The organism is Chryseobacterium culicis (assembly GCF_002979755.1).
Classification (GTDB): Bacteria; Bacteroidota; Bacteroidia; order Flavobacteriales; family Weeksellaceae; genus Chryseobacterium; species Chryseobacterium culicis_A.
This window is the reverse complement of the sequence record NZ_PCPP01000002.1, coordinates 696,618-719,563: the sequence shown is the minus strand read 5'-3', so window position 1 is coordinate 719,563 and position 22,946 is coordinate 696,618. Positions and strand designations below refer to the sequence as shown.

24 protein-coding genes are annotated in these 22,946 nt (G+C 36.4%); 4 read left to right on the top strand and 20 right to left on the bottom strand.

From position 1 onward, the window contains the following. The first annotated feature begins 70 nt into the window (after nt 1–70). Nucleotides 71–931, top strand: coding sequence for an alpha/beta hydrolase (locus tag CQ022_RS16370; protein ID WP_105683360.1), 861 nt, complete (start codon nt 71–73; stop codon nt 929–931). A gap of 46 nt (nt 932–977) precedes the next feature. On the opposite strand, the gene CQ022_RS16365 is transcribed toward CQ022_RS16370, so the two are convergent. The 10 genes from CQ022_RS16365 to CQ022_RS16320 all read right to left on the bottom strand — a co-directional run bounded on the left by CQ022_RS16365 (nt 978) and on the right by CQ022_RS16320 (nt 11,059). Next, a complete protein-coding gene (locus CQ022_RS16365; protein WP_105683359.1) occupies nt 978–2,732 on the bottom strand; it encodes a discoidin domain-containing protein in 1,755 nt (584 codons plus the stop codon). Between the two features lie 27 nt (nt 2,733–2,759). Beyond that, nucleotides 2,760–3,785, bottom strand: a complete 1,026-nt coding sequence (locus tag CQ022_RS16360; RefSeq protein WP_105683358.1) for a hypothetical protein — start codon at nt 3,783–3,785, stop codon at nt 2,760–2,762. A gap of 9 nt (nt 3,786–3,794) precedes the next feature. Next, nucleotides 3,795–5,321: an NAD(P)/FAD-dependent oxidoreductase gene (locus CQ022_RS16355; RefSeq protein ID WP_228421752.1), complete on the bottom strand. Its 1,527-nt coding sequence runs from the start codon at nt 5,319–5,321 to the stop codon at nt 3,795–3,797. A 37-nt stretch (nt 5,322–5,358) separates the two neighbouring features. Further along, nucleotides 5,359–6,873 carry a polyamine aminopropyltransferase gene (locus CQ022_RS16350; RefSeq protein WP_105683356.1) on the bottom strand — a complete coding sequence of 505 codons (1,515 nt, stop codon included), beginning with the start codon at nt 6,871–6,873 and terminating at the stop codon, nt 5,359–5,361. Then, a complete protein-coding gene (locus CQ022_RS16345) occupies nt 6,866–7,081 on the bottom strand; it encodes a DUF350 domain-containing protein (protein ID WP_045491052.1) in 216 nt (71 codons plus the stop codon). The genes CQ022_RS16350 and CQ022_RS16345 overlap by 8 nt, the downstream gene beginning before the upstream one ends. Before the next feature lie 12 nt (nt 7,082–7,093). Next, nucleotides 7,094–7,330, bottom strand: a complete 237-nt coding sequence (locus CQ022_RS16340; RefSeq protein ID WP_228421874.1) for a hypothetical protein — start codon at nt 7,328–7,330, stop codon at nt 7,094–7,096. Then, complete coding sequence (locus tag CQ022_RS16335) at nt 7,291–8,634, bottom strand: DUF4178 domain-containing protein (RefSeq protein WP_228421748.1); 1,344 nt, start codon at nt 8,632–8,634, stop codon at nt 7,291–7,293. The genes CQ022_RS16340 and CQ022_RS16335 overlap by 40 nt, the downstream gene beginning before the upstream one ends. Nucleotides 8,635–8,754: 120 nt before the next feature. Next, nucleotides 8,755–9,114, bottom strand: coding sequence for an S-adenosylmethionine decarboxylase family protein (locus tag CQ022_RS16330; RefSeq protein ID WP_105683354.1), 360 nt, complete (start codon nt 9,112–9,114; stop codon nt 8,755–8,757). Nucleotides 9,115–9,134: 20 nt separating this feature from the next. Next, complete coding sequence (gene ctlX, locus CQ022_RS16325; protein ID WP_105683353.1) at nt 9,135–10,058, bottom strand: citrulline utilization hydrolase CtlX; 924 nt, start codon at nt 10,056–10,058, stop codon at nt 9,135–9,137. An 86-nt stretch (nt 10,059–10,144) separates the two neighbouring features. Continuing rightward, nucleotides 10,145–11,059, bottom strand: coding sequence for a dimethylarginine dimethylaminohydrolase family protein (locus CQ022_RS16320; RefSeq protein ID WP_034694718.1), 915 nt, complete (start codon nt 11,057–11,059; stop codon nt 10,145–10,147). A 290-nt stretch (nt 11,060–11,349) separates the two neighbouring features. Here CQ022_RS16320 and CQ022_RS23000 point away from each other — a divergent pair, with 290 nt between their 5' ends. Next, complete coding sequence (locus tag CQ022_RS23000) at nt 11,350–11,514, top strand: hypothetical protein (protein ID WP_156121335.1); 165 nt, start codon at nt 11,350–11,352, stop codon at nt 11,512–11,514. 34 nt (nt 11,515–11,548) lie between these two features. Here the strand turns inward: CQ022_RS23000 and CQ022_RS16315 are convergent, their stop codons facing one another. From CQ022_RS16315 to CQ022_RS16305, 3 genes are all read right to left on the bottom strand, one after another. Then, nucleotides 11,549–13,711: a TonB-dependent receptor domain-containing protein gene (locus CQ022_RS16315; RefSeq protein WP_105683352.1), complete on the bottom strand. Its 2,163-nt coding sequence runs from the start codon at nt 13,709–13,711 to the stop codon at nt 11,549–11,551. Between the two features lie 80 nt (nt 13,712–13,791). Beyond that, on the bottom strand, nt 13,792–14,856 hold the full coding sequence (locus CQ022_RS16310) for a helix-turn-helix domain-containing protein (RefSeq protein WP_105683351.1): 1,065 nt from the start codon (nt 14,854–14,856) through the stop codon (nt 13,792–13,794). Between the two features lie 76 nt (nt 14,857–14,932). Next, complete coding sequence (locus CQ022_RS16305) at nt 14,933–15,319, bottom strand: winged helix-turn-helix transcriptional regulator (protein ID WP_105683350.1); 387 nt, start codon at nt 15,317–15,319, stop codon at nt 14,933–14,935. A 122-nt stretch (nt 15,320–15,441) separates the two neighbouring features. Between CQ022_RS16305 and CQ022_RS16300 the strand changes: the two genes are divergently transcribed. Continuing rightward, nucleotides 15,442–16,236, top strand: a complete 795-nt coding sequence (locus tag CQ022_RS16300; protein ID WP_105683349.1) for an SDR family oxidoreductase — start codon at nt 15,442–15,444, stop codon at nt 16,234–16,236. Between the two features lie 18 nt (nt 16,237–16,254). Continuing rightward, nucleotides 16,255–16,578, top strand: coding sequence for a nuclear transport factor 2 family protein (locus CQ022_RS16295; protein ID WP_105683348.1), 324 nt, complete (start codon nt 16,255–16,257; stop codon nt 16,576–16,578). A 67-nt stretch (nt 16,579–16,645) separates the two neighbouring features. Here CQ022_RS16295 and CQ022_RS16290 read toward each other — a convergent pair whose 3' ends face one another. The 7 genes from CQ022_RS16290 to CQ022_RS16260 form a co-directional block, all read right to left on the bottom strand. Then, complete coding sequence (locus tag CQ022_RS16290; RefSeq protein WP_105683347.1) at nt 16,646–17,932, bottom strand: citrate synthase; 1,287 nt, start codon at nt 17,930–17,932, stop codon at nt 16,646–16,648. 88 nt (nt 17,933–18,020) lie between these two features. Then, nucleotides 18,021–19,313 carry a phosphopyruvate hydratase gene (gene eno, locus CQ022_RS16285; RefSeq protein ID WP_105683346.1) on the bottom strand — a complete coding sequence of 431 codons (1,293 nt, stop codon included), beginning with the start codon at nt 19,311–19,313 and terminating at the stop codon, nt 18,021–18,023. Nucleotides 19,314–19,520: 207 nt separating this feature from the next. Then, a complete protein-coding gene (locus tag CQ022_RS16280; RefSeq protein WP_105683345.1) occupies nt 19,521–19,850 on the bottom strand; it encodes a hypothetical protein in 330 nt (109 codons plus the stop codon). 71 nt (nt 19,851–19,921) lie between these two features. After that, nucleotides 19,922–20,710: a sensor histidine kinase gene (locus tag CQ022_RS16275; protein ID WP_105683344.1), complete on the bottom strand. Its 789-nt coding sequence runs from the start codon at nt 20,708–20,710 to the stop codon at nt 19,922–19,924. Further along, a complete protein-coding gene (locus CQ022_RS16270; RefSeq protein WP_105683343.1) occupies nt 20,707–21,342 on the bottom strand; it encodes a hypothetical protein in 636 nt (211 codons plus the stop codon). Before CQ022_RS16270 ends, CQ022_RS16275 begins: the two co-directional genes overlap by 4 nt. Before the next feature lies 1 nt (nt 21,343). Continuing rightward, the gene (locus tag CQ022_RS16265; RefSeq protein WP_105683342.1) at nt 21,344–22,186 is read right to left on the bottom strand and encodes a hypothetical protein; all 843 of its coding nucleotides are present in this window, start codon (nt 22,184–22,186) and stop codon (nt 21,344–21,346) included. A gap of 6 nt (nt 22,187–22,192) precedes the next feature. After that, nucleotides 22,193–22,825, bottom strand: coding sequence for a response regulator transcription factor (locus CQ022_RS16260; RefSeq protein WP_105683341.1), 633 nt, complete (start codon nt 22,823–22,825; stop codon nt 22,193–22,195). Nucleotides 22,826–22,946 lie beyond the last annotated feature (121 nt).

Sequence of the window (22,946 nt, the reverse complement as noted above, 5' to 3'; positions counted from 1 at the left end):
TTTCTTCATATTCAATTATTCTTACAGTATCCGCTGATTCTTTTCAGCGGATTTTTTATATTTAATAGTTATGAAAAAAGATGTACCTATTATTTTGATTTGCCTGATCTTACTTTTTATATGGAATGGCTGTAAAGAAAAGAAGATAGAGCTGGGCAAAGATATCCACTTTGATAAAGAGGAAAATATTCATTATGGAAACAGCCCGGAACAGATTATGGACCTCTATATTCCCACCAAAAAATCTCAGGGTGAAAAAGATGTGTTCATTATTATTCACGGTGGAGGCTGGCGTAGTGGAAATAAATCACAGCTCACCTTCTTCACCCTTTCTCTAATGCAGAAGTTTCCTGATCATGTTTTTGTTAATATGAACTACAGACTGGTTTCAGAAACAAATTATGGACTGCCTAATCAAATGAATGATATTAAAGAGGTTTCTGCTTTCTTAGAAAAGAAACTCAGGTACAATCCTAAATTCATATTATTAGGAAACAGTGCCGGAGGGCATTTATCCATGCTATATGCTTATAAATTCGACACAGATAAAAGGATAAAAGCAGTTATTAATATTGTTGGCCCTGCTGACCTTTCAGATCCAGGTTTCAAAAATTATCAGGAATATTCTTTTGTGGAAAGAAGATTGGTAGATCCTCGTGCATCAGGACTTGGAATATCCAGAATAGATTTTGCCAGTCCTGTTAAATGGATAAATGAAAATTCTCCTCCTACTCTATCTTATTATGGAAGTTCGGATCGTGTGATTCCTTCTACTCAAGGAAAAATCTTAGATTCAACTTTAAATAAAAATCAAGTTATCCATGAATCCTATCAATTCAATGGCGGACATCTGGATTGGGATAAACAACCCAATGATCAATTTCTTATAGATAAAATTGAAACTTTTCTTAAAAAAGCAGACAAAAAATAACACGTTCTGATTATTCAAAACGTGCTATTTTTTATTTTAAATTGATTTATTCAGATTTTGCGACAGCTGTTCTTTCTGAAACACCATTGGCATTGAAAGCTTCAATCTGGAAATAGTAAGCATCTGTTCTGTCTGCTCCGGTAAAGAAATATTCATTCTTTCCATACACCATGATGCTTCCGTACAATTTATCCAGAGTCTTTCCAAAATAAATTACATAGCCGTCTGCTTCAGGATTCTGCTGCCATTTCATCCAGATACTTCTTCTTTCCCCATATTTTTTAGGATCGGCTCTTAAAGGTACGAAACCTTCTACTTTGGCAGGCTGTTTTCCGGCTCCTTTTCCAAATACTCTGAAACCACTTAATGCAAATTTACCGGTAGGCATTTTCAGGTTTTCCATTTTAAGGAAACGGGCTTTTGCGGGTTGCTCCAATTCAACATAGTCGTGAGGAACATCTTTCGTATTCTTGCTTTTATCCACAATCACATTCCATTTCTTCCCGTCATTAGATCCATAGATTTTATACTGATGCATTTTTCCCAAAGTTTTCCCCATAAACTCTGCATCCTGATCTGCATAATTGATCTGAATGGCATTAATAGTAGAAACTTCACCAAGATCAGTCTGGAACCATTCTCCTGAATTTCCTGTTTTAGCACTCCAATAGGTCTTGATATCTTCATCCACAGCATAATTGGACTGATATCCTCCTAAAGTAGATGAAACCTGCACCGGTTTATTATAATTCAGCAACATCCATCCTGCAAAAAGACCTTTTGTAAAATCTTTTCCCTGTGCATACTGTGGAAGATAAGTTGGATAATCTCCATAAGCCGTATTACAGTACATTACATCGTCTTTATCAAAACCTGCCGGCCAGATTCCCAGCCTTCTTTCAAAATTATTTTTGGTGGAAATAAAGATGGTTGAAATATGCCACCAGTTTTTATAATTGTCTTCAAAAGTAGCTCCGTGGCCTGCTCCTCTGGCAAAACCACCCGGTTTATAGGAAAATGGATTATGCTGTTGGTATTCAAAACCTTCTAGCGGACCTTTGCTCACATATACTCCATCAGAATATCCACTGAATTCTGTTGCAGGAGCACCATATTGCATATAGTATTTCCCATTATGTTTAGTCATCCAGGCGCCTTCTACAAAAGGCTGAAGAAAGACATTGTCATTGTATTCCCCGAAACGTTCCCAGCCATGGTCTTCAGGTTTTAGTTTAAGAATAGGTTTTACAAAACCTTCAGACTGAAGATTTTTTACTTTTACCTCTGTTCCCAATAATGGCCATTCGTTGCTTGAGCCCCAGTAGAGGTATAATTTATTTTTATCTTCATCATAATGGAATGCCGGATCCCACGCTCCTACTTTTAGCGTATCCACTGCAATTTTCCAGTCATCTTTGGTTGGGTTTGTACTTTTCCAGATGGGAAAGTCCTGTTCCCACGTTGAACCGTAGACATATAAAGTATCTTTCATTGCCCAGACAGCCGGAGCATTAAGATCATGGGTATATTTATTATCTCTGAGGAATTTCCTTTTTACAAATTTCCAGTCCAGCATATCATCGCTATACCAGTATCCTTCCTGGTTTGTAGAAAAAAGAAACAGTTTATTCTTAAAATTAACAATTACCGGATCTGCTGTAGCACGGTGTTTTCCCTGTTTTGAAAAAACTTCGAAAGGAGTATAACCATAATCAATATTAATAGGATTACAGAACGTTTTCTGCTGGGCTCCTACAATAATTCCAAGAAAAATTGCTAATGCCAGAAAATATTGTCTCATTTTTAGATTTTAAAGATTATCGCAAAGTTAGCTAACTTTTTTGGGTTTTCTCCAAATAAAGCCATCCAGAAGATAATGAGTAAGTTGTGGAACGACCAGCAACGGAATGAGAAACTGAAATAATTTTTCTGACACCATTATATTGAGGGAAAAATGTTCATTCCAAACTAAAGTTTCCCATAAAAGTTCTTCCAAAAAGGCAAAACCTAAAATAACGCCTACAAACAAAAATATTCCTGAAGCGGATTTAAAAATAGACATCCAGCTCAGCTGGGGATTTTCTTTTTGTTTGATTTCCCGGATATAGATCAGTGCAACATAGGGAATTCCGTGGGAGATGACATTGAGAAAAGTAAAAAGTAGATCATTATTAAAGTAAACAATCCCAAAATACCAGGAAAGGAAAGTTCCGCTAATCAATGCTGCTTTAGGAATATTAATATTCTTTGTTTTAAAAGCTTCAAAAACAGTTTTGATCACCCAAATGGTAAGAATGGCGAAATATACTATGGTCATCAAAGGGACATAATCCGGGAGATTTTTAAGCCAGTCAAACTCATTGCTGACAAACCATGTAAAGGCACGCGGTGTTTTAAACCAATACAGCATGGGATAAATGGTAGCAGAATAAACAGCCACCTCATCTATTTTCTTACTCCAGTTATTCGGTTCAAAACGGGCGTAGATTCTCATAAAACCATATTGCTGGCGTATAAAATGAAAAACAGCTACCAATGCCAGTACCGACCAGAATGTCAGATTCCCGAATTGAAACAGAATAATTCCCAATATCCAGCTCACAAAGGGAATTCCTAGATAAAGCAGTTTATTTTTCTGAATTTCGCCTTTAACAAAATATGTTTTGAACAGAGTGGAATATACGTGTGCTACATCCACAAAAACAATCAGAAAAAGCCATGTGTAAAAAGAATAATGGTTTTCCAACCACTGAATCTGTTTCTGAAAAAGAAAAATAATCAACAGCACCAGGAAAGGCGGTGATAAAATAAACCACCAGTCTGTTTTTGCGTTATGTATCCAGGGTTGTTTCATCGTATCATTTTATATCATTTGGCCCGCAGTCCGGATTCCCTGATAAAAGGCTTCTTCAAAAATAGATATTCCTGAAAGATCGGAATGCGCAAAGAAAATTTTATCTTCAATAGGTTCTTTTACTGTTCGGGTTTCTTCTCCAAAAATCTGGTTAGGAACTGGTGCTATCATAGCATGTCCTATTTTATGAAACTGCATTTCCAGAATGAAATCTTCTATCAGAGGGTGTGCTTTCTTCAGATCATTTAAAACTAAATCTTTCAGTTCAGCGTCTTTCATGGCATACAGCTTTTTCCTTGCTTTTCTACAATCTCCTGTTGAAAAACTCTTATAGTGGGTAATTACTTTTTCACCCATAATCTGGTTAAGATTCTGATGCTGATCAAAGATATAGCCCAATCCGGAAGATCCGTAGATTACGTTATCCCAGGCCAACTCTTCATCTCCTCCGAATTCATTCTTCAAAGTAATGGTTGTTAAAAGCCAGGGTACATAATTGAATGACGATGCTTTTTTATGATCTAAAATTCTTTCATTGACAAACTGAGGTGATGCAAACAGTACTTTATCAGCAATGATCTTTTGGGTTTTCTTTTGTGTATTGTCAAAACTCAGTACCTCAACTTTATCATTGAGTTTTACCTCAAAGACAAGATTACCGGACAAATGCTTTCCTTCAGTATATTTTGAGAAATGTTTTGCCAGCCTTGCATTGCCTTCCGGCCAAGTAAATACCTGATCTTTGTATTGGGTACTCCAATTGTTTTTTCTTCCGGCGAAATAATGAATTCCAGCCCATGCCGAGACATACTCTATTCCTAATCCAAAATCGTCTCTGCAGGAATAGTCTAATAGCCAGAGAAGTTCTTCAGAGTGATAGTTATTCTCTTTGAGCCAGTCTTTGAAAATGAGCTTTTCAAGGTTTACAGCCTCATCTTCTCTGCTTGAATCATGTACCGGGATCGCAAACCAATATTTCCCCTGTGCATCTTTCTTTACACGCAGTTCATCCATCAGTTTAAAAAAGCGGCTGAGCTCTTGCTGTGTTTCGGGGGAAATACCTCTTTGAGGAACAATATCGTTTTGCCAGGAGTTTTTATAAAACAGTCTTTCCTGTTGTGGAAAAGTCATTTGGTATTCATCAAGAATGGGTTCTCCGTTCTCATCACTTCCAAGACAGATTCCGCATTCTTTAAGAAATTCTATGATTTCTATGTTCTCTTTATTGGGTAAAGGTAGGTAATGCGCACCTAAAGGAAATTTAGAAAATGAATTTTGTCCGTTTGAAGAATTTCCTCCCAGATTGTTTTCCATTTCAAGGAGAAGGTAATCACTTTCGTTATTCAGATTAAAAAAGCGACATGCCGAAAGCCCGGAAATCCCGCCGCCAACGATAAGATATTTTGTGCGGATAACTTCTGAAAACGATGGAAAATCTTTTGCCCAAAGCTGATGCCCGAGAACATGATTTGTACCTGTTATCTTCAGTAATAATGACTTTACCTTCTTTCCACAATACTGGAGAAAAGGGAGCATAAGACTACCTAAAAATATAGTTTTAAGAAAATCCTTCCTACTGTACTTTCCCCCACTCTTCATCAAAATAACGAACTAATATCTGGTTGTCCAGACGGTTAACTTCTACGTCTTTCACTTTCATGTCTTTATTAAAATAGGACATTTGTGAAAAGTTGTAATCATAATATTTTAACCCAGGAATTTTTCTGTAGATCCTGTTGTTGATGGGTTCAAACGAAGCCATAGAAAATCCCCATTCCCCAAAAGACGGAACATAGGTGTGATATGCGGCTGTAAAAGGGAAAATCTGATTGATCGTTTTTTCTATACACCAGAAAGATTTCGGAGCAAAATACGGCGAGGTGGTCTGAACCACAATTTTGGTATCAAGAGTTGTCAGTCTTTCCAGTTCTTTATAAAACTGCAGGGAATAGAGTTTTCCCAAGCTGTAATTGGATGGATCGGGAAAGTCGATGATAATGACATCAAACTTTTTTTTGTTCTCTTTAACCCAAATGTAAGCGTCTTTGTTGATGACTTCCACTTTAGGATTGGAAAAAGAACTTTGGTTCAGTCTGCGCATGGTTTCATTGGTCTTGAAAAACTGAGTCATTTCACCATCCAAATCCACAAGCGTTATTTTTTTAACGTCTTTATATTTCAATACTTCTCTTGCAGCAAAACCGTCTCCTCCTCCCAAAATCAGAACATTGTCAATATTTTTTGCCATCGACATCGCAGGATGTACTAAGGCTTCATGATAACGGTATTCATCAGTGGATGAAAACTGTAAGTTATTATTTAAATAGAGACGAAACTCATGCGTATTTCTCGTCAACACAATTCTCTGATAGGGTGAGCTTTTGGTATACACTACATTTTCACCATATAATTTTTCTTCGGAATAAGACAAAATAGTATCTGAGAACATGAAAAGTCCCAGCAGAAAAACAAAGGCAGCAATAGACTTTACTTTTAAGGAGAATGGTTTCGACAATTCTTTTTTAAGGTAGTAACATAGAAATATCGCAATAGAGATATTAATCAATCCGAAAAACAAAGGCGTTTTTACAATTCCCAGTTTCGGAATTAAAACCAATGGAAAAAGAATCGAAGCCAGTAAAGCTCCGATATAATCGAATGCAAAGACATTTGAAACTAAATCTTTAAACTGCACTCTGTCTTTCAGAATGTTCATCAAAAGCGGAATTTCCACTCCGACGAGGCATCCTGTGAAAAAGACAAAAAGATAGAGTACGCTTTCAAAATGGGCAAGGGTATTGAACAAAATAAACAGTACAACAGAACTGATTCCGCCCACGATTCCTACAAGGATTTCGATTTCAACAAATTTATCAATAAGATTTCCTTTGATGAATTTCGCAAAGTAAGAACCTACTCCCATTGAAAATAGATACACCCCGATAATGAAAGAAAACTGCTTTACAGAGTCTCCTAAAAGATAGCTCGCCAGGGCTCCGGCCACCAATTCATAAATCAATCCACATGTAGCAATGACGAATACTGAAAACAATAAAAGCAGCTCAAGAGGAATCCTCTTCTTATCCATGAATTGCAGCGCTTATAATCATTGAAATTCCGATGATAAATGCTCCGAAAACAATAGCCAGTGCTATATTTTTGTTCTGAGCGATCTCATGCCATGTTTTTTCCGGGGTAAGTTTTTCAATAATGAAATAGCATACCAGCAGAATAGCGATTCCCAGAAATGAGTAAAGAACCGAGTTTAATATGGGTAAGAAATTGATGTTGTCCATAGTTTTATATTTTTATTTGTGATAGTATCTGTAGAATCCAACTCCTCCTCTGGAGTGGCTTTTTGTAGTTCCGTCGCGGTATGTTTCTGTTTTCGCACAGTCACAGACCTGACTTCCCTGGTAGGTAAGGTATACAAACAGGGTCATGAAAAACCCTCCGATCACGCAGAGCATCAGGTTTTGTCTTATGTAGTTTACAATATTGGTCATCATGATGTAGAATAAGGGGTGTTTGAACTGTTCTTCCATTTCTTCACATTAAAGGAATGTTTTCCCATAAGCATCGCCACAAACAGAATAATCATTATGAATAAAATAACTCCAAAATTCCAGAATGAAACGGGAAGCCAGGTTGCTTTAATCTTAACATCGTTGTTGGATGCAACAATATCCGTTGTAAGCTTTAGTCCTTCAGCATTGATCAGGGAATCTATTTTTGAAGTTCCAAAGGATGCTTTCACCAGTTTACCCAATTCTGTGGTATCTTTTTCCAGTGTTTTCCCGTCTATGAAAGTGGTGGATTGTGCTGTATAGAGATCAGTAACATCCAGAACCCCGGATTTATCCCTGGAGATCAATATTTTTGAATCTGGCGACTGAAGACCGGAAAATGCAGGTAATAATGATCCTTCTTTTTCAGCTGAAATTAGGAAATGATATTTTCCGGAGCTTACCCCACAAAGGTTGAATTCTTCAGACTGATTTCCTTCCGACCAGCTTTCGCCATCTTCATAACCGTGGTATTGTTCAATATCTTTTGAAGTATATACCACCTCGTTAGTATTCTCATTCACAAGACTCAGCTGAATATTCGCCCATGAATTATCAACCGCTGAAAAAGCATTGACTTTTAATGGTGCTGAACCGCCTGAAAGAGTAAAGCTTTTACTGACAAGTTCTTTATCTTTTACATCAGCGAAGTTGATAGACTGCTCAAAAACAGTTTCGTTTGTTCTTGAGATATAAACATACAACTGAAGCAGACATATCATCAATGCAGCTACACAAAAGATGTTTAAAGCCTGTTTCATATCAAAATAATAAGGCTGAACAATCCCAACTCCTGTATAATAGGGCATATTAGCTATTTTAAAAGCTCTTTTAACCTCATATTTTGAGATATGTACCCCATAAAAATACTGACTTTTTTTGCTGCTCTTCTCCTGAGAGATCATGCGTGTTCCGTTGACGTATTCTTTATAGGTAGCAATGCTGAAATCCAGATGTTCATCAAAAAAACCGGCGGCTGCCTCAATACTGCATTGAGAATTTTCGTACCAGCGATACGTTCGTCCGGCATAGGTTGGTAATTTCGAATTTTTACTTTTAAAATCGTCAGGATGCATTGGAATCAGGAAAACCCAATGCCCATCACTTTCGCTCAGGAAAGCATCATTTCCTTTGCTGTCTTTGAGATAATATTCGCGCCAGAAAATACTGGACCCATACCGCTTAACAATAATGGCAACAACAGTATATTCTTCCTCTCCTATTTTTCCTTTTTGCCCGACATCTAATGCAACGTTTTCTGTAGGGACTTTCAAATGTTTCATTTGTTTGTTTCCAGCTACATCAATGAGATGAGAACAGGTATTACAAACATATTCTTCAACAGGAAAAGTGAGGTCTAATTTATTTTCTGATTCGCATGCTGGGCAGACATAGTGCATTGGTTATCTGTAAATTTTGTGTTTCTGAATGGTATTAGCTTTAAAATACTGAACCACCTCATCTGCAATCTGCTCTACTTTTGTGGTATTGTCCTGTGAATAATTGCAAAGGAAAACATCAAAAGTAAGCTGTTTAAACTCCGGCCACGTGTGAATACAAAGGTGAGATTCTTTAAGGATTACTGCGGAAGTAAAGCTTTCATTTTCAAAAATATGATTAGTCACTCCTACAATTTCCACCTCTTTGGTTTTCAGAATTTCTTCTGTAAACTCGAGAAAACCTTTGCTGTCTAATAACAAATCTTCTGACTCTGTTTCCAAAGTCAGAAGAATATGTAAACCTTTACTTGATAATGGGTTCAATTAATTTTTTCGTAAATATATTATTTTTTTGGAAGAAAAACCTCAGCAAGCATACATCTTGCACTTCCTCCTCCATTTACTTCAATGGTATTAAGGTCTGAATAGATAATTTCGCAGTATTTTTCAATAGCCGCCACCTGATCTGCTGATAAAGATTGATAAGCCGTCTGGCTCATTACCAGAAATTTCTCTCCGTCTTTATTTTGAACCTGAAGCATATTTCCCGCAAACTGCTGCATTTGATCTTCTGAAATTTCGATAATTTCTTTTCCAGAACCTTTAATCGTTTCTGTTACTTTTTCTCTTTCCAGCTCATCATCAATACAGTCAAGGCATATTACCACAAATTGATCTGCCACACACATCATGACATTGGTGTGGTAGATTGGAAGTCTTTCTGTTCCTACCGTCTGAAATGAGTGGAAAACAACCGGAGTGAATCCGAATTTTGTACAGAATTCCCTGAACAGTTTTTCATCCAGCCTCAAAGAAACGGAACCGTAAGCAATTTTATTATCGTGATCAAAAATCATACTTCCCGTCCCCTCCAGGAAATGCCCCTGAGTTTCTGAGAAAGACCAGTCATCAATTTCAGCAACTTCAAATCCCTGATCTTTGATGCTTTCAATAATATCTTCTCTTCTTTCCACTCTTCTGTTGGAAGCGAACATCGGATATAAAACCACTTTCCCGTCTTTATGGAAACTTACCCAGTTGTTTGGGAAAATAGAATCCGGAGTATGGGGATCCAACGTATCTTTTATCGTGATTACATTGATTCCTTTTCCCCTCAGTTTTCCGACAAAGGTATTGAACTCTGCCAAAGCTTTCGACTGGATGTCAGAACCCGTTTGTTCTACCTGAAAGTAATTGTTTTTCGCTGTTTCAGCGTTATAACCGAATGCAATCGGCTCTATCATTAATACTGTATCTGTTGTTTGCATTTTTTTTGATTAAAAGATTGAAAAATTAAAAAGATTGAAAGAGTAAAAACTCTCTCACTTTCAAACACTAAAACTCTCCTACCTGATTATTCTCTCACAAGCGGCATTGTAGAGCATCTCAACAAGCCTCCCATTTTAGAGATTTCTCTGTAAGGGATTTCTTCAACAGTCATTCCCCATTCGTTTCTCAAGTGATCATTCATTCTCGTGAATGCTTTGTCTGAAACTACTACATCAGGTGAAATGGAGAAAATATTCGGGAACATTTCAAACATTTCTTCATCATTGATGTGGAAACAGTTTTCTTCTCCGAAAATATCGATGATTAAACGGTAATCGCTTTCATCTACAAACCCGTTTTTATAAATGATACATTTGTCTTCTCCTACCGGATTAAATGTGCAGTCCAAATGCAGAATACCTTCAAACGGAACTTTATCGTTTTTTTTCAGTTCCAGATCAATGATTCTTTTCTTTGGAAAATATTCTTTTAAGATTTCAATGGCATACTCGTTGGTTCTTGCCGTTTTATAGTTTCTGTAATCCTCGCTGAAGCAGGTTCCGATAAAAATAAAATCATTCCATACGATTACGTCTCCTCCTTCAATGTGTGCTGTTTCCGGAAGGTTAATGATCTTTCTCCATGCTACTTTTTCAAAAACGCTTTTGTATGCTTCCTGCTCGTCTGCTCTGTCCGCGATCACATTGGAAATGATCATCTTGTCATCAATTACAAAGGCTACGTCTCTGGAAAAAACCTGGTTGTAGTCTTTGATGATACTTGGACGCAGTACTTCAACGTCATACTTTTTTAACACTGCTTCAAAAGCATTCATTTCATTGATAATATCCTCTTCTTTAGGATAAATGTTGTGTTCGATTGAGTAATATGACTTTGCGTCATAACTTTCCTCTAGTGTGGGAACTGCTCCCAATGAATTAGGCTGGCCTAGAACTACTGACTTCAGCCTCCCCGTTTCGTTTTTAATGTTTAGTCTCATAAAGATTTATGCAATACTACAAATATAAGTAAAGGTCTCTATCTGTAAAACTTTTGCATTATTTTATGTATTAAATTTGGCTTCCAAAACCAGCACCCTTCCACAAAATTTCCTTGTCTGTTCCGCCAACTGCAGTGAATAGTTCCAAAAACATCTACAACTTACTATTTTCCATCTACATAAGAAGCAAAAAACAGATAATTATATTATTTAATTTCCTATATTAGTGATATAATTTTCGCGAAATTATAAACAGTAAAACGTAACTATTAACACCAAAAATCAAAGTCATGAACAAGAACAATCCAGTGCTGAAAAATGCACAAAAATTAGGAAGAGATCAACAAAAATCTGTAATGGGAGGTGCTCCAATCTCAACAGGCAGAAGATGCTGCGAATGGGATGATGCAGGAAACTGCTATATCTGGACATGCGACAGATGCCAATGCCCATAATAAAAACGAAGCCTGCTTTTTCAAGCAGGCTTTCTTATCTTGTTCTGTTTTCTTCTTCCGTTTTCTGGGTTTCATTTACCTGATATTTCGAACTTCCTATATTATAACTAAGCGAAAATACCAGTCGGCTGCTATCCCACCAATGGACAGTACGGTTATCCATAATTTGTTTATGGCGGAATTCTAACTGCTGTTCATAAGAATCAAAGAGATTATTAAACCCGATTTTTGTGTTCAGTTTATTATCAAGCCATAACTTTTGGACTGATACATCAACGGTATACCTTGGTTTGAAAATGTAAAGGCTATTTCCCGTTTTAGACTCATAATTGGCAAACAGATTCACCGTAAATCCTTTTGGAAGCGAAAATACCTGATTCAATCTTACTTCATAATTATAGATATTCAATGCAAAGACCTCATCCAGATAAGGTCTGAACTCATAATTGTAATATCCTGCGATCTGGCTCGTGAGATTCCACCATTTTGTAATTCTGATGGGAAAGCTGGTTTCCAGGACAGCAAAGTTACGATAGGGAAGATTTGTTCCTAAATATTCCAGTACATTCGTTTCCGGATTATAAAGAGGATAACGGGTCATCACCTCTTTTTCTTTTCCAACTGTAAAGCTTGTCACCCAGTTTTTATAACGATAGGTTGCTTTGATCTGACTGGTCAAAGAAGGTAGTAAATAGGGGTTTCCCATCGAGTAATTGAGAGGACTGAAATAAAACCTGAACGGATTAAGCTGCCAGAAACTCGGTCTTGTTATCTTCCTGCTATAGGAAAGAGAAAGTTCACTGGACTTATTAAAAGCATAGCTTGTACTTAATGACGGAAGCCATTTCAGGTAGTTTCTGGAAACAACGGAATCCAAAGTAACAGCATTGGAAATACTGCTTGTATTTTCAAATCTCAATCCGGCATTGATCTGCAAATTCCCTATCTTTTGTCTGTAAGAAAGATAGCCTGACCATATTCTCTCCTTATAGGAAAATATATTGCTTCGCGTAGGATCAAAAACAAACTGATTTCCGGCAGACAGTGTATCATACCTGATATTATTATGGGTGTCGGAATTGCTGTACTTGATGCCTGCTTCAAGATATATAGTATTTATTTTTTGGGAAGCATCTATCTGAGCAGTATAGATATTAATTTTGTTAAGTAAGTCAGATTTCCAATAAGATAAAAGATTCGCTGTAGCTTGATCTCTATTAATAAAATCATCATCCTGTTTATTTTTAACGGAAAGATAATTCCCAAGAAAAGTAAGCTTAAATCCTTTGTTTTGGAAAGAATAATCTGCTGTGAGCCCATAGTTATCCTGTGAATAATCCGTAGAGTTTTCATTTATTGTATGGAATACCAGTTGTTTTTCATTCTTATCAGTAGCATAAAGAGATCCGTTACGGATACGGTCAATGTTCCGGAAGTTTCCTCTCAGATTGATCCCGGCTCTGTTTTTATCATTCAGTCTGAAATCTGCTCCTGCCTGAATATTATACACTTTACCAAAGTCTTTCTGATAGGTATTGGTGCGCAGGACATTAGTATTCGCTAACTGTTGTAAGGCTTTATATCGATAGGTTGAAATTCCTTCATTATAACCTGCCTGCAAGTTGTACGTCACCTTTCCTGTATGGTAAGATAAGCTCACTGCATTTTCCCGATAGTTAAATTTATTCACGTAGACATTGCCGTTATAATTGGCTTTCCAGCCGAGGCTGGTATTCTTTTTTAATTTAATATCAATAATTCCCTTAAATTCCGCATCATATTTTGAAGACGGATTGGTATTTACTTCTATAGATTCTACCATTTCAGGTGATAAAGACCGTAAATACGCCTGTATTTCCTGATTACTCATCACAACAGGCTTGCCATCAATAAAAATTGCGGGAGTAATTCTTCCTCCAATAAAAATTCCGTCTTCCTGGTCTACTGTAACACCCGGTGTTTTTCTTAACACATCGAGAAGATGGGTAGAGGTTTTAAAGTCTTTGTTTCCCGCAATAGACATTACAAGATTTCCGTCACTCAGTTTTACTTTTCTTGGAGCTGACTGGATAACCACTTCTGAAATATGGGTTGTGGAAGATTTTGTTTCAGTCAGAGAATCTGGGGCTGCTTTCTGTGCTTTTCCACAAAATGAAAGAAACAGGAACAGTATCAAAAGCCATAATTTGATGATCATAAATAGTAAATTTTATGAAATCAAAAGTATCGGCTTGCTGTAATATTACGGTTTTGAAATTGAAATTCCGCAGTACTGAATTATAAATTTGAACTATGAAACCCAGGCTCAGTAAGGGTTTGAGACTGTTTATACAAAAGAGGTGTTGTATTTTTTATTTTCTTGAATGTGGAAAAGAAAGTTGACTTGGAGTTGAATCCTACTTCATACCCTATCTCTTCAATTTTCAGATAGGAACCATTTTCTATTTTCTCACAGGCTTCATTGATTCTGTATTCATTGATGCACGTCGCAAAACTTTTCCCTAAATTATCATTCAACAGCTGAGAAAGCTGGTGAGCAGATATATTCATTCTTGAAGCAAGATCGCTCAATTTCAGGTTTGGGTTTTTATAGAGTTCTTCTGTACTCATCAATCTTTCTAATCTGGATACGAAACTATCTGCCTGTTCTCCGGAAATCTTTTTATTGGAATATTTTGTCGCTTCTTTTACCGGAAGCTGCTGGTATTTCTTATTAAATAGAATTAAAAAATTGGCATACAGCACAAAAGAAAACACCAGGCTTCCTCCTGCACAATAATATATTTGTATCCAACCCGTAGAAATCAATTGATAGCTCAAAAAGATAATCACATTACTCACCAGAACCGGAAGGACAAAATTGTTGGGGCTTTTATGATTCTGTTTAATGAAAATATAATACTGATAGGCTGCAAGAAATACGAATATTGACCAAACAGTATAAATAAAGGTTCCAAAATAGTGATCCCAGGTAATAGGAAAAAATAAATATAATAACCCGACAGCTCCTAAAACAAGCGTTAATATTCCAAACGATTTCTGACAGTTCTTCCAATCAAACTGATCCTGCTGAAAGGAAGATTTCACATAGTAATATAAAGCCGGCCCGGTGAAGAACAATGCTGACATTCCCAAGTGTGGAATGATTCTGGGCAAATCCGGATAAAAATACATGAATACGGAAATCCCTACTCTTGAACTTAGCATTAAAAGAAGAAGTCCAAGGAAAAAATCCGGCAGGTATTTCTGTTTTTTAATGAACAGCAGATAGATTCCCAGCAGAAGTCCATTAAACGCTCCTACTGCACTGAAGAAAAATAACATCTGTTGTCCGAAATTCATTGGGTATTAATTTTTTACAGTAGTAAATTTAATCAAATTATTATATTCAATTTTGTAAAATATAAAAAATTGACAACTAGGTCAGATCTGCCTCACTTTGTGATGGATTTTCAAGCCTTTTCAAGATTAAAATCCGTAAACGTTCTTCATGATCGTCTCCCCATTTTCCCAATGCAGCAATCACCGGAATCAGCGTCTGCCCGAATTCTGTAAGCCTGTATTCTACTTTTGGAGGTACTACGGGATAAATCTTCTTTATTACAAGTTCATGTTCTTCAAGTTCTTTCAACTGTACATTTAGTACTCTGCGGGAAGCATCAGGAATTTTCCGCTGCAATTCGCTGGGTCTTTGGAATCCTTCATTAATAAACCATAGCAAACGGATTTTCCATTTGCCATAGAGCACCTCAGCAATCAGATCAAGTCCGCAATTCAGATTGGGTGGAATTTTTCTTTCATACATAAAACAAATGTAGCACAATGAGATGAGACCACAATAGGGGATTAATTTATCCCTATATGATTCGTAAGTCCGTACTTGTATGAATCTTACGTACTCCTGAAATTTGTACAAAAAAAGAAATAATGACAGAACTATTTAATTTCAACAATGAATTATCAGGTCAAATTGCTTTGGTAACCGGAGGTACAAAAGGAACAGGAAAAGCAATTGCTGAAAGACTGCTGGCTGCTGGTGCCACGGTAATTGTTACCGCAAGAAATCAACCTGAAGAGCTGAACAATCAATTGCATTTTATTGCGGGAGATCTGAGCCGTATAAAAGAAACTGAAAAACTGGTAGACGAAGTTCTTTCCACATTTGGGAGACTGGATATTCTGATTAATACTCTGGGTGGTTCAGATACGCCTGGTGGTGGTTTTGCGGTTCTGAGTGATGAAGATTGGGAAAGCACGATCCAGACCAATCTTTTGGTACCTGTCCGTCTAGACAGAGGATTTCTGCCACAAATGCTGGAGCGGAAAGCGGGAGTAATCATTCATATTGCTTCTATTCAGGGAAGACTACCTTTATTTGATTCTACATTGCCTTATGCTGCTGCCAAAGCCGGGTTAATCAACTATAGCAAAGGTTTATCAAAAGAAGTTTCACCAAAAGGAGTTCGTGTACTTACGGTGTCTCCGGGATGGATTATGACTTCATCTGCAACCCGAATGATGGAACGGATTGCTGAAAGCTCCAAAACTTCGGTGGAAGAAGCTACTCAAAGCGTGATGGATGCATTGGGAGGAATTCCTATCGGTAAGCCGGCACAACCCGAAGATATTGCAGAGTTTGTAGGTTTCCTTGTTTCTCCACGGGCACAATATTTAACAGGCACCGAGTATATAATAGACGGCGGAACGATTCCTACTATTTAATATTTTAAAAACGATAATATGAACTTACCTAACATTTTACAAGAGTTTTTAGAAGCACAAAAGGTTTTTGACAGCACATCTTTATCCCGTTGTTTCTCCGATCATGCAACGGTGTTTGATGAAGGAAAAATCTATAAAGGGAAAGAGGAAATCAGACAATGGAATGAGAAATCCAATAATGAGTTTCAAACCTTCTTTGAGATACAGATTTTTTCTACTCAGGAGAATACAGTTCAACTGAAAATCAATATTTCAGGATCTTTTGACGGCAGCCCGATACTTTTGAATTTTTATTTCAGAATTGAAGAAGATCTTATTGCAGCTTTAGCCATCACTGAATAAGGCATCATGATAAAAACAAAGAATCCCAAAGCAAGCTTTGGGATTCTTTTTATGGTATAAGCAAATATTATCTGCTTGCAATATCGATGTAGTTTCTTTCCTGAGCACCTTGGTAAACCTGTCTTGGTCTTCCGATTGGGTCTCCTTTCAGTCTCATTTCTTTCCACTGAGAAATCCATCCTGGAAGTCTTCCTAATGCAAACATTACAGTAAACATTTCTGTAGGAATTCCTAACGCTCTGTAGATGATTCCTGAATAGAAATCTACGTTTGGATATAGCTTTCTTTCTACGAAGTATTCGTCTTCAAGCGCTACTCTTTCTAACTGCATAGCAATGTCAAGAGCTTTATCCTGGATCCCTAATGCTGTAAGGATATCATCAGCAGCTTTCTTGATAATTTTCGCTCTTGGGTCGAAGTTTTTGTAAACTCTGTGTCCGAATCCCATTAGACGGAAGTTATCACTCTTATCTTTTGCTTTAGCAACATATTTAGATACGTCACCTCCATCTTTTTCGATCAATTCAAGCATTTCGATTACTGCTTGGTTAGCTCCACCGTGAAGTGGTCCCCAAAGTGCAGAAACCCCCGCAGAGATAGAAGCAAAAAGACCTGTATGAGCAGAACCTACCATTCTTACTGTAGAAGTAGAACAGTTTTGTTCGTGGTCTGCGTGAAGAATTAATAATTTATCTAAAGCACCTACAACTACCGGATCGATTTCGAAATCAGCATTTGGTAATCTGAATGCCATTTTGTAGAAGTTCTCTACGTAGTTTAGGTTGTTATCCCCGTGGTTTAATGGTAAACCTTGGGTTTTTCTGTAAGTCCAAGCACAAAGGTGAGAGAACTTAGCGATCATCAGCTCTGCAGCGTGATCCATTTCTTCTTTAGAGTTTACGTTAACTGCCTTTGGGTTGAAAGCTGTCAATGCAGAAGTCATAGAAGATAAAACTCCCATAGGGTGAGCAGAACGAGGAAAAACATCAATGATCTTTTTCATTTCGTCTGCGATGAAGTTATATTTTTTAATGTTGTTGTCGAATGAAGTAAACTGATCCTGAGTAGGTAATTCTCCATGTAATAAAAGATACATTACTTCAGTGAAGTTAGATTTTTCAGCAATCTGCTCAATTGGATAACCTCTGTAGAATAATTCTCCTTTATCTCCGTCTAAGTAAGTGATGTCGCTAATAGTAGCTCCTGTATTTTTGTAACCTAAATCCAGAGTGATCAAACCTGTCTGGTCTCTTAATTTTGAAATATCAATCCCTCTGTCTCCGATAGTACTATCCACGATAGGATATTCATATGAATTACCGTCGTAATTCAATATTACTTTGTTGTCTGACATTATTTATTTATTTTTTTTAAATATACCACTTTCCATAAAATACGGCAAACTAAAAATTTCGCTTGCCGTTATTTATAAATTCGATTAATTATCTTTTGATTTTAAATGCTTCCAATCCTGGGAAAATTGCAGTTTCGCCTAAAGCTTCTTCAATTCTCAATAACTGGTTGTATTTTGCCATTCTATCTGATCTTGAAGCAGAACCTGTTTTGATCTGTCCACAGTTCATTGCTACTGCTAAATCAGCGATTGTAGAATCTTCAGTTTCTCCTGATCTGTGAGACATTACTGAAGTGAACTTGTTGTTCTGAGCCATTTGTACAGCAGCCATTGTTTCAGAAAGAGAACCGATCTGGTTTACTTTTACAAGGATTGAGTTGGCAATATTTTCTTTTACTCCTCTGGATAGTCTTTCTACGTTGGTTACAAATAAATCATCACCAACAAGCTGTACTCTGTCACCGATTTTATCGGTTAACATTTTCCAACCTTCCCAGTCGTTTTCCTGCATACCATCTTCGATAGAAATGATTGGATATTTTGCAGCCAGTTCCGCTAAGTAAGAAACCTGCTCGCTGCTTGAAAACTGAGCCGCATCCGGAGTCTGGAATTTTCTGTAATCATAAATTCCGTCTTTGTAGAATTCAGAAGCTGCACAGTCTAATGCCAACATAATGTCATCACCTGGCTTATAACCTGCCTTTTCAATAGCTTGAAGTAAAGTATCCAAAGCATCTTCAGTTCCTTTGAAAGTAGGTGCAAAACCACCTTCGTCACCTACTGCAGTAGATAATCCTCTTGAATGAAGAATAGATTTTAGGTTGTGGAAGATTTCAGTTCCTTTTCTCAATGCGTGAGAGAAAGAATCTGCTTTTACCGGCATGATCATGAATTCCTGGAATGCGATAGGAGCATCTGAGTGAGATCCACCATTGATTACATTCATCATTGGAACAGGAAGTGTATTGGCATTTACTCCTCCAACATATTTATAAAGAGGCATTCCCAATTCTGCAGCAGCAGCTCTGGCTACAGCCAAAGAAACCCCAAGAATAGCATTGGCACCAAGATTTCCTTTGTTAGGCGTTCCGTCAAGATCAATCATAATCTGATCGATATAGTTTTGTTCAAAAACCGGCTGCCCCACTAAATTCTCTGCAATTACTTCTTTAACATTTTCAACAGCTTTCAGAACTCCTTTCCCCTGATATTCTGAACCACCGTCACGTAATTCTACCGCCTCGTGTTCTCCTGTAGACGCTCCTGAAGGTACAGCTGCACGGCCCATTGCCCCGCTTTCTGTAAATACATCTACTTCAATGGTAGGATTTCCTCTGGAATCTAAAATCTGTCTTGCTTCTATGTAAGAAATTGCACTCATTTTTTATTTTTTTTAGTTTAGACAAATTTAATCAAAATTTAACTTTTAGGGGTATTTCACGGGATTTTTTTGAAATAAATCGAAGTTAAATTTTAGTTAATTTATATTATGATAATTCCACATTTTCTGGATCTTAAAAATAGAGGAACACTAAAAAAGCTCACCTTAAAAAGTGAGCTTCTTTATACAATTATGATAAGCTATTTATTATTTTCTGGGTGAAGGAGACAGAAGGCCAGCCAGGGCACCTATTGCTCCTGATGAAATGGTGGCAAAGATGGTGACCAGCTGATTATCTTTGGAGGATCCGTCATTCCAGTAAGCAATGAGAATAAGTCCTGCAATAATAGCAATGACTGCCAGCCCAAGCATCAGTACAATAATCCTGTAGATCCAATAGTCTGTATCTTTAGGATTTCTTATTTCTACATTTTTAATCGCTTCTATAGGATTTGTTTTGAACTTCTCCTGAAGATCACTGTTGTTTTTTAAAGCAGCTTCTAAATCTCCAATACTGTCGTTAATAAGAGTTTTCATGGCTTTTAATTTTATATATCAAATTTCCCTCTAAAAAATGTACCTGTCAAGTACACAAAAGGGTAATTTATTTATACTATTATTTTAAAAACCAGATAAGTTCCGGAGTTGTCAGAAAGGATATTGCATTCACCAGACAATTCACTCATTCTTCTTTTCATATTCCGGAGACCATTTCCTTCTTTCTGATCCTCCGAAATCCCGGTTCCGTTATCAGAAATTTTCATTGAAAAGGTATTTTCTTCCTGCAAAAATGAAAGTTTCAAAGTACTTGCATGACTGTGTTTATAAACATTATTAACGGCTTCTTTTAAACAGAGAAAAAGATTACGCCTCATTTCAGTGGAAAGGGAGGTTTCTGCAATGATGCTTTCATATTCCGAGTACACCACGATTTTTGTTTTCTTTAGAAAATTTCCGGTATAAAGGACAGCATAATCAATAAAGCTTCCTAATGTATCATTTCCAGAGTTCAGGCTCCAGAGCATTTCCCGCATGGAGATATTCATTTCCTCGGAAGTTTTCAAGAGCTCATCAATATCACTTTGCAGATCATCATCTTCAGCTTTCTGTTTCAGAAATTCTGCCTGAAGTTTTAATGCCGAAATTCCTGCTCCAAGATCATCATGCATATCGTGGGAAATACGTTCCCGTTCCTGTTCCAGTACTTTCTGTTTTTCGAGTTCTTTTTGGAGAAGCTGGTTTTGGTGTTCGGATTCTTTGAGTTGCTGCTGTTGAATAAAAAAAAGCTGTCTTTTATTATACAGAACAACTATTAAAACAATAAATATGACAAAAGTTATTAACAAAATAACAGCAATGATATAAGCCAATCTTATTGTATCAGGAAGTTGCTTCATATCGTGTTTTTATTTTCAAATTTCCTTAAAGCAATATAGAACATTCCATACATGATAATATTAACACAATACTGCATAATTTTTAAAATTTGTAAAAGTCCTGGATCATTATCTCGAAGGAAAAACATTGGGATAGATCTGAAAATAAAGAAAATGCTCCAAAAAAGTAACCCACAGGAAACCCAAAAATGTGGATCATCCAGAATTTTTATTTCTTCAAAGGTTTTTAATCTGATATAAAACCAAACCAGCACATTAATGATAAAATAAAAACACACTAATATTCCTAATCTATTTTCATAATTATCACTGTAAAACTTTACAAACAGAATAATATAGGCAAGTATGGCCATCAGAACATACCGGAAAAATATGCTGAGTTTCTTAGGGAAAATTTTAGCATAGTAGATGCCAAAAAATATAATCAAAAAAATGCTGTAATAATTAAACAGATAAGCAAAGTCAAATTCTTTATGAAATATTTTATAATGTCCATACAGTTCCAGACAAAGTGAAAGGAATAAGAAAATAGCAAAATAGTTTTGGCTGGAAAGACCTTTCTTTCCAGCTAAAACTATAGACTTTACAGTAGCTGCCAAGAGTACTGCAATATATACTATTTGAATTAACATTTTACGGATATAATGAGCCCATATCGAAGTAGCCTTCTTTACCATTGATTTCTTCTGGTAAATACATGCCTACAACGGTTAATTGTTTTTCATGGTCAGAATAGGCTCGTCGATATTTTGGTTCATCCAAACCGTATTGAGGATTTCTTCTGAAAAAGTCAGATAAAATCTTATAAGGAGTAACCTCGCCCAAAATAAATTGTACTTGTCTATACTTTTCTCTAGAAGAATTGGTTTCATTCATAATTTCTTTTAGATTATCCCAAGTATATCTCAATAGTACAGACCCATCTTTAGGACTGCTATAAGTAGAAGTAGCCTCATATAAATTATTCCTTAGGAAATTATTGCGGAGAGTAATGAAATCTGATTCGCTTACAATAATACTATTGATGTCAAATGCATAATTCAGATTAAAAATAACAAAATGTCTATTGAATGGGTTATTATGATTATCTAATGGGGTAACCACCAAATACAAAAATTCATTTGAAAGCTCAGAAATATCTAATACTGAACTATCTCCAGTAAGCTTAACGTACTCATCTCTTGTCAAGAAAATAAAATTAAATTGCAATCCATTTCCTATTGAACTATATTCATTATATAATGTTTCAATTGTACTGATATCTAAAATGTAACCATCTAAATAATGTCGCTTATTGTCTGTATTAAGTATTTCAAGAACCCCGGAACTAGCCTGGTACATGAACATTACACCAACATCATGATGTACGCTTTCTAACGCTCCTTCAGTTTTACTGTAGACCAAATTTTTAAGCTTATCTCCAACATGTTGTTTCACATTTTTGATAACTTCTTGATTGTAATTGTTGTTTTCCATGATTTCTTAGTTTTTTGATTGATTAAATTTATTAACGGCCTCCACTTTATTGTTTACGTGGAGTTTTCTGTAAATATTTCCTACGTGTTTTTTTACGGTATCAATGCTGATGAATTTCTGATCTGCAATCTCTTTGTAGAGCAGCCCCTGTGAAAGAAGTTCAAGAATTTCCTTTTCGCGTTCCGTAAGTTCATCAAAGCCTTTTATTTCCGGAAGTTTTTTTTCGAAATGCATCAATACCCTTCTTGCAATAGAGAAACTCATAGGAGCACCTCCATGGTACACATCCCGTATAGACGAAAGAATCTTATCCATGCTTTCTCCTTTTACCAGGTATCCCATTGCGCCAGCTTTTAAAGAATTAAAGATTTTTTCATCATCATCAAAACTGGTACACATGATAAACTGTGTATTGGGCATTTCTTTTCGGAGCTTTTCTATGATTTCGATTCCGAGCATATCCTGTAGCTGGATATCCATCATTACGACATCAGGGGAAATATCAGGGAGATTCATCATGGCATCATTCCCATCAAAGAACTGAGCAATTACTTTCATATCCTTCTGATAATTGATGACCTTCTTCAACGCATTGTTGTAGTTTTTTTCGTCTTCTACTATGGCTATGGAAATGCTCATGACTTTGTTTGTTTGAAGCAAATTTCAACAGAAAACAGTTTGAAATCAATTACACCTTTGTGTAATATTAGTGTTTGAGTTTGCCGTGATGGTTTCAGTCTTTTAGTTTTACTAAATTTAA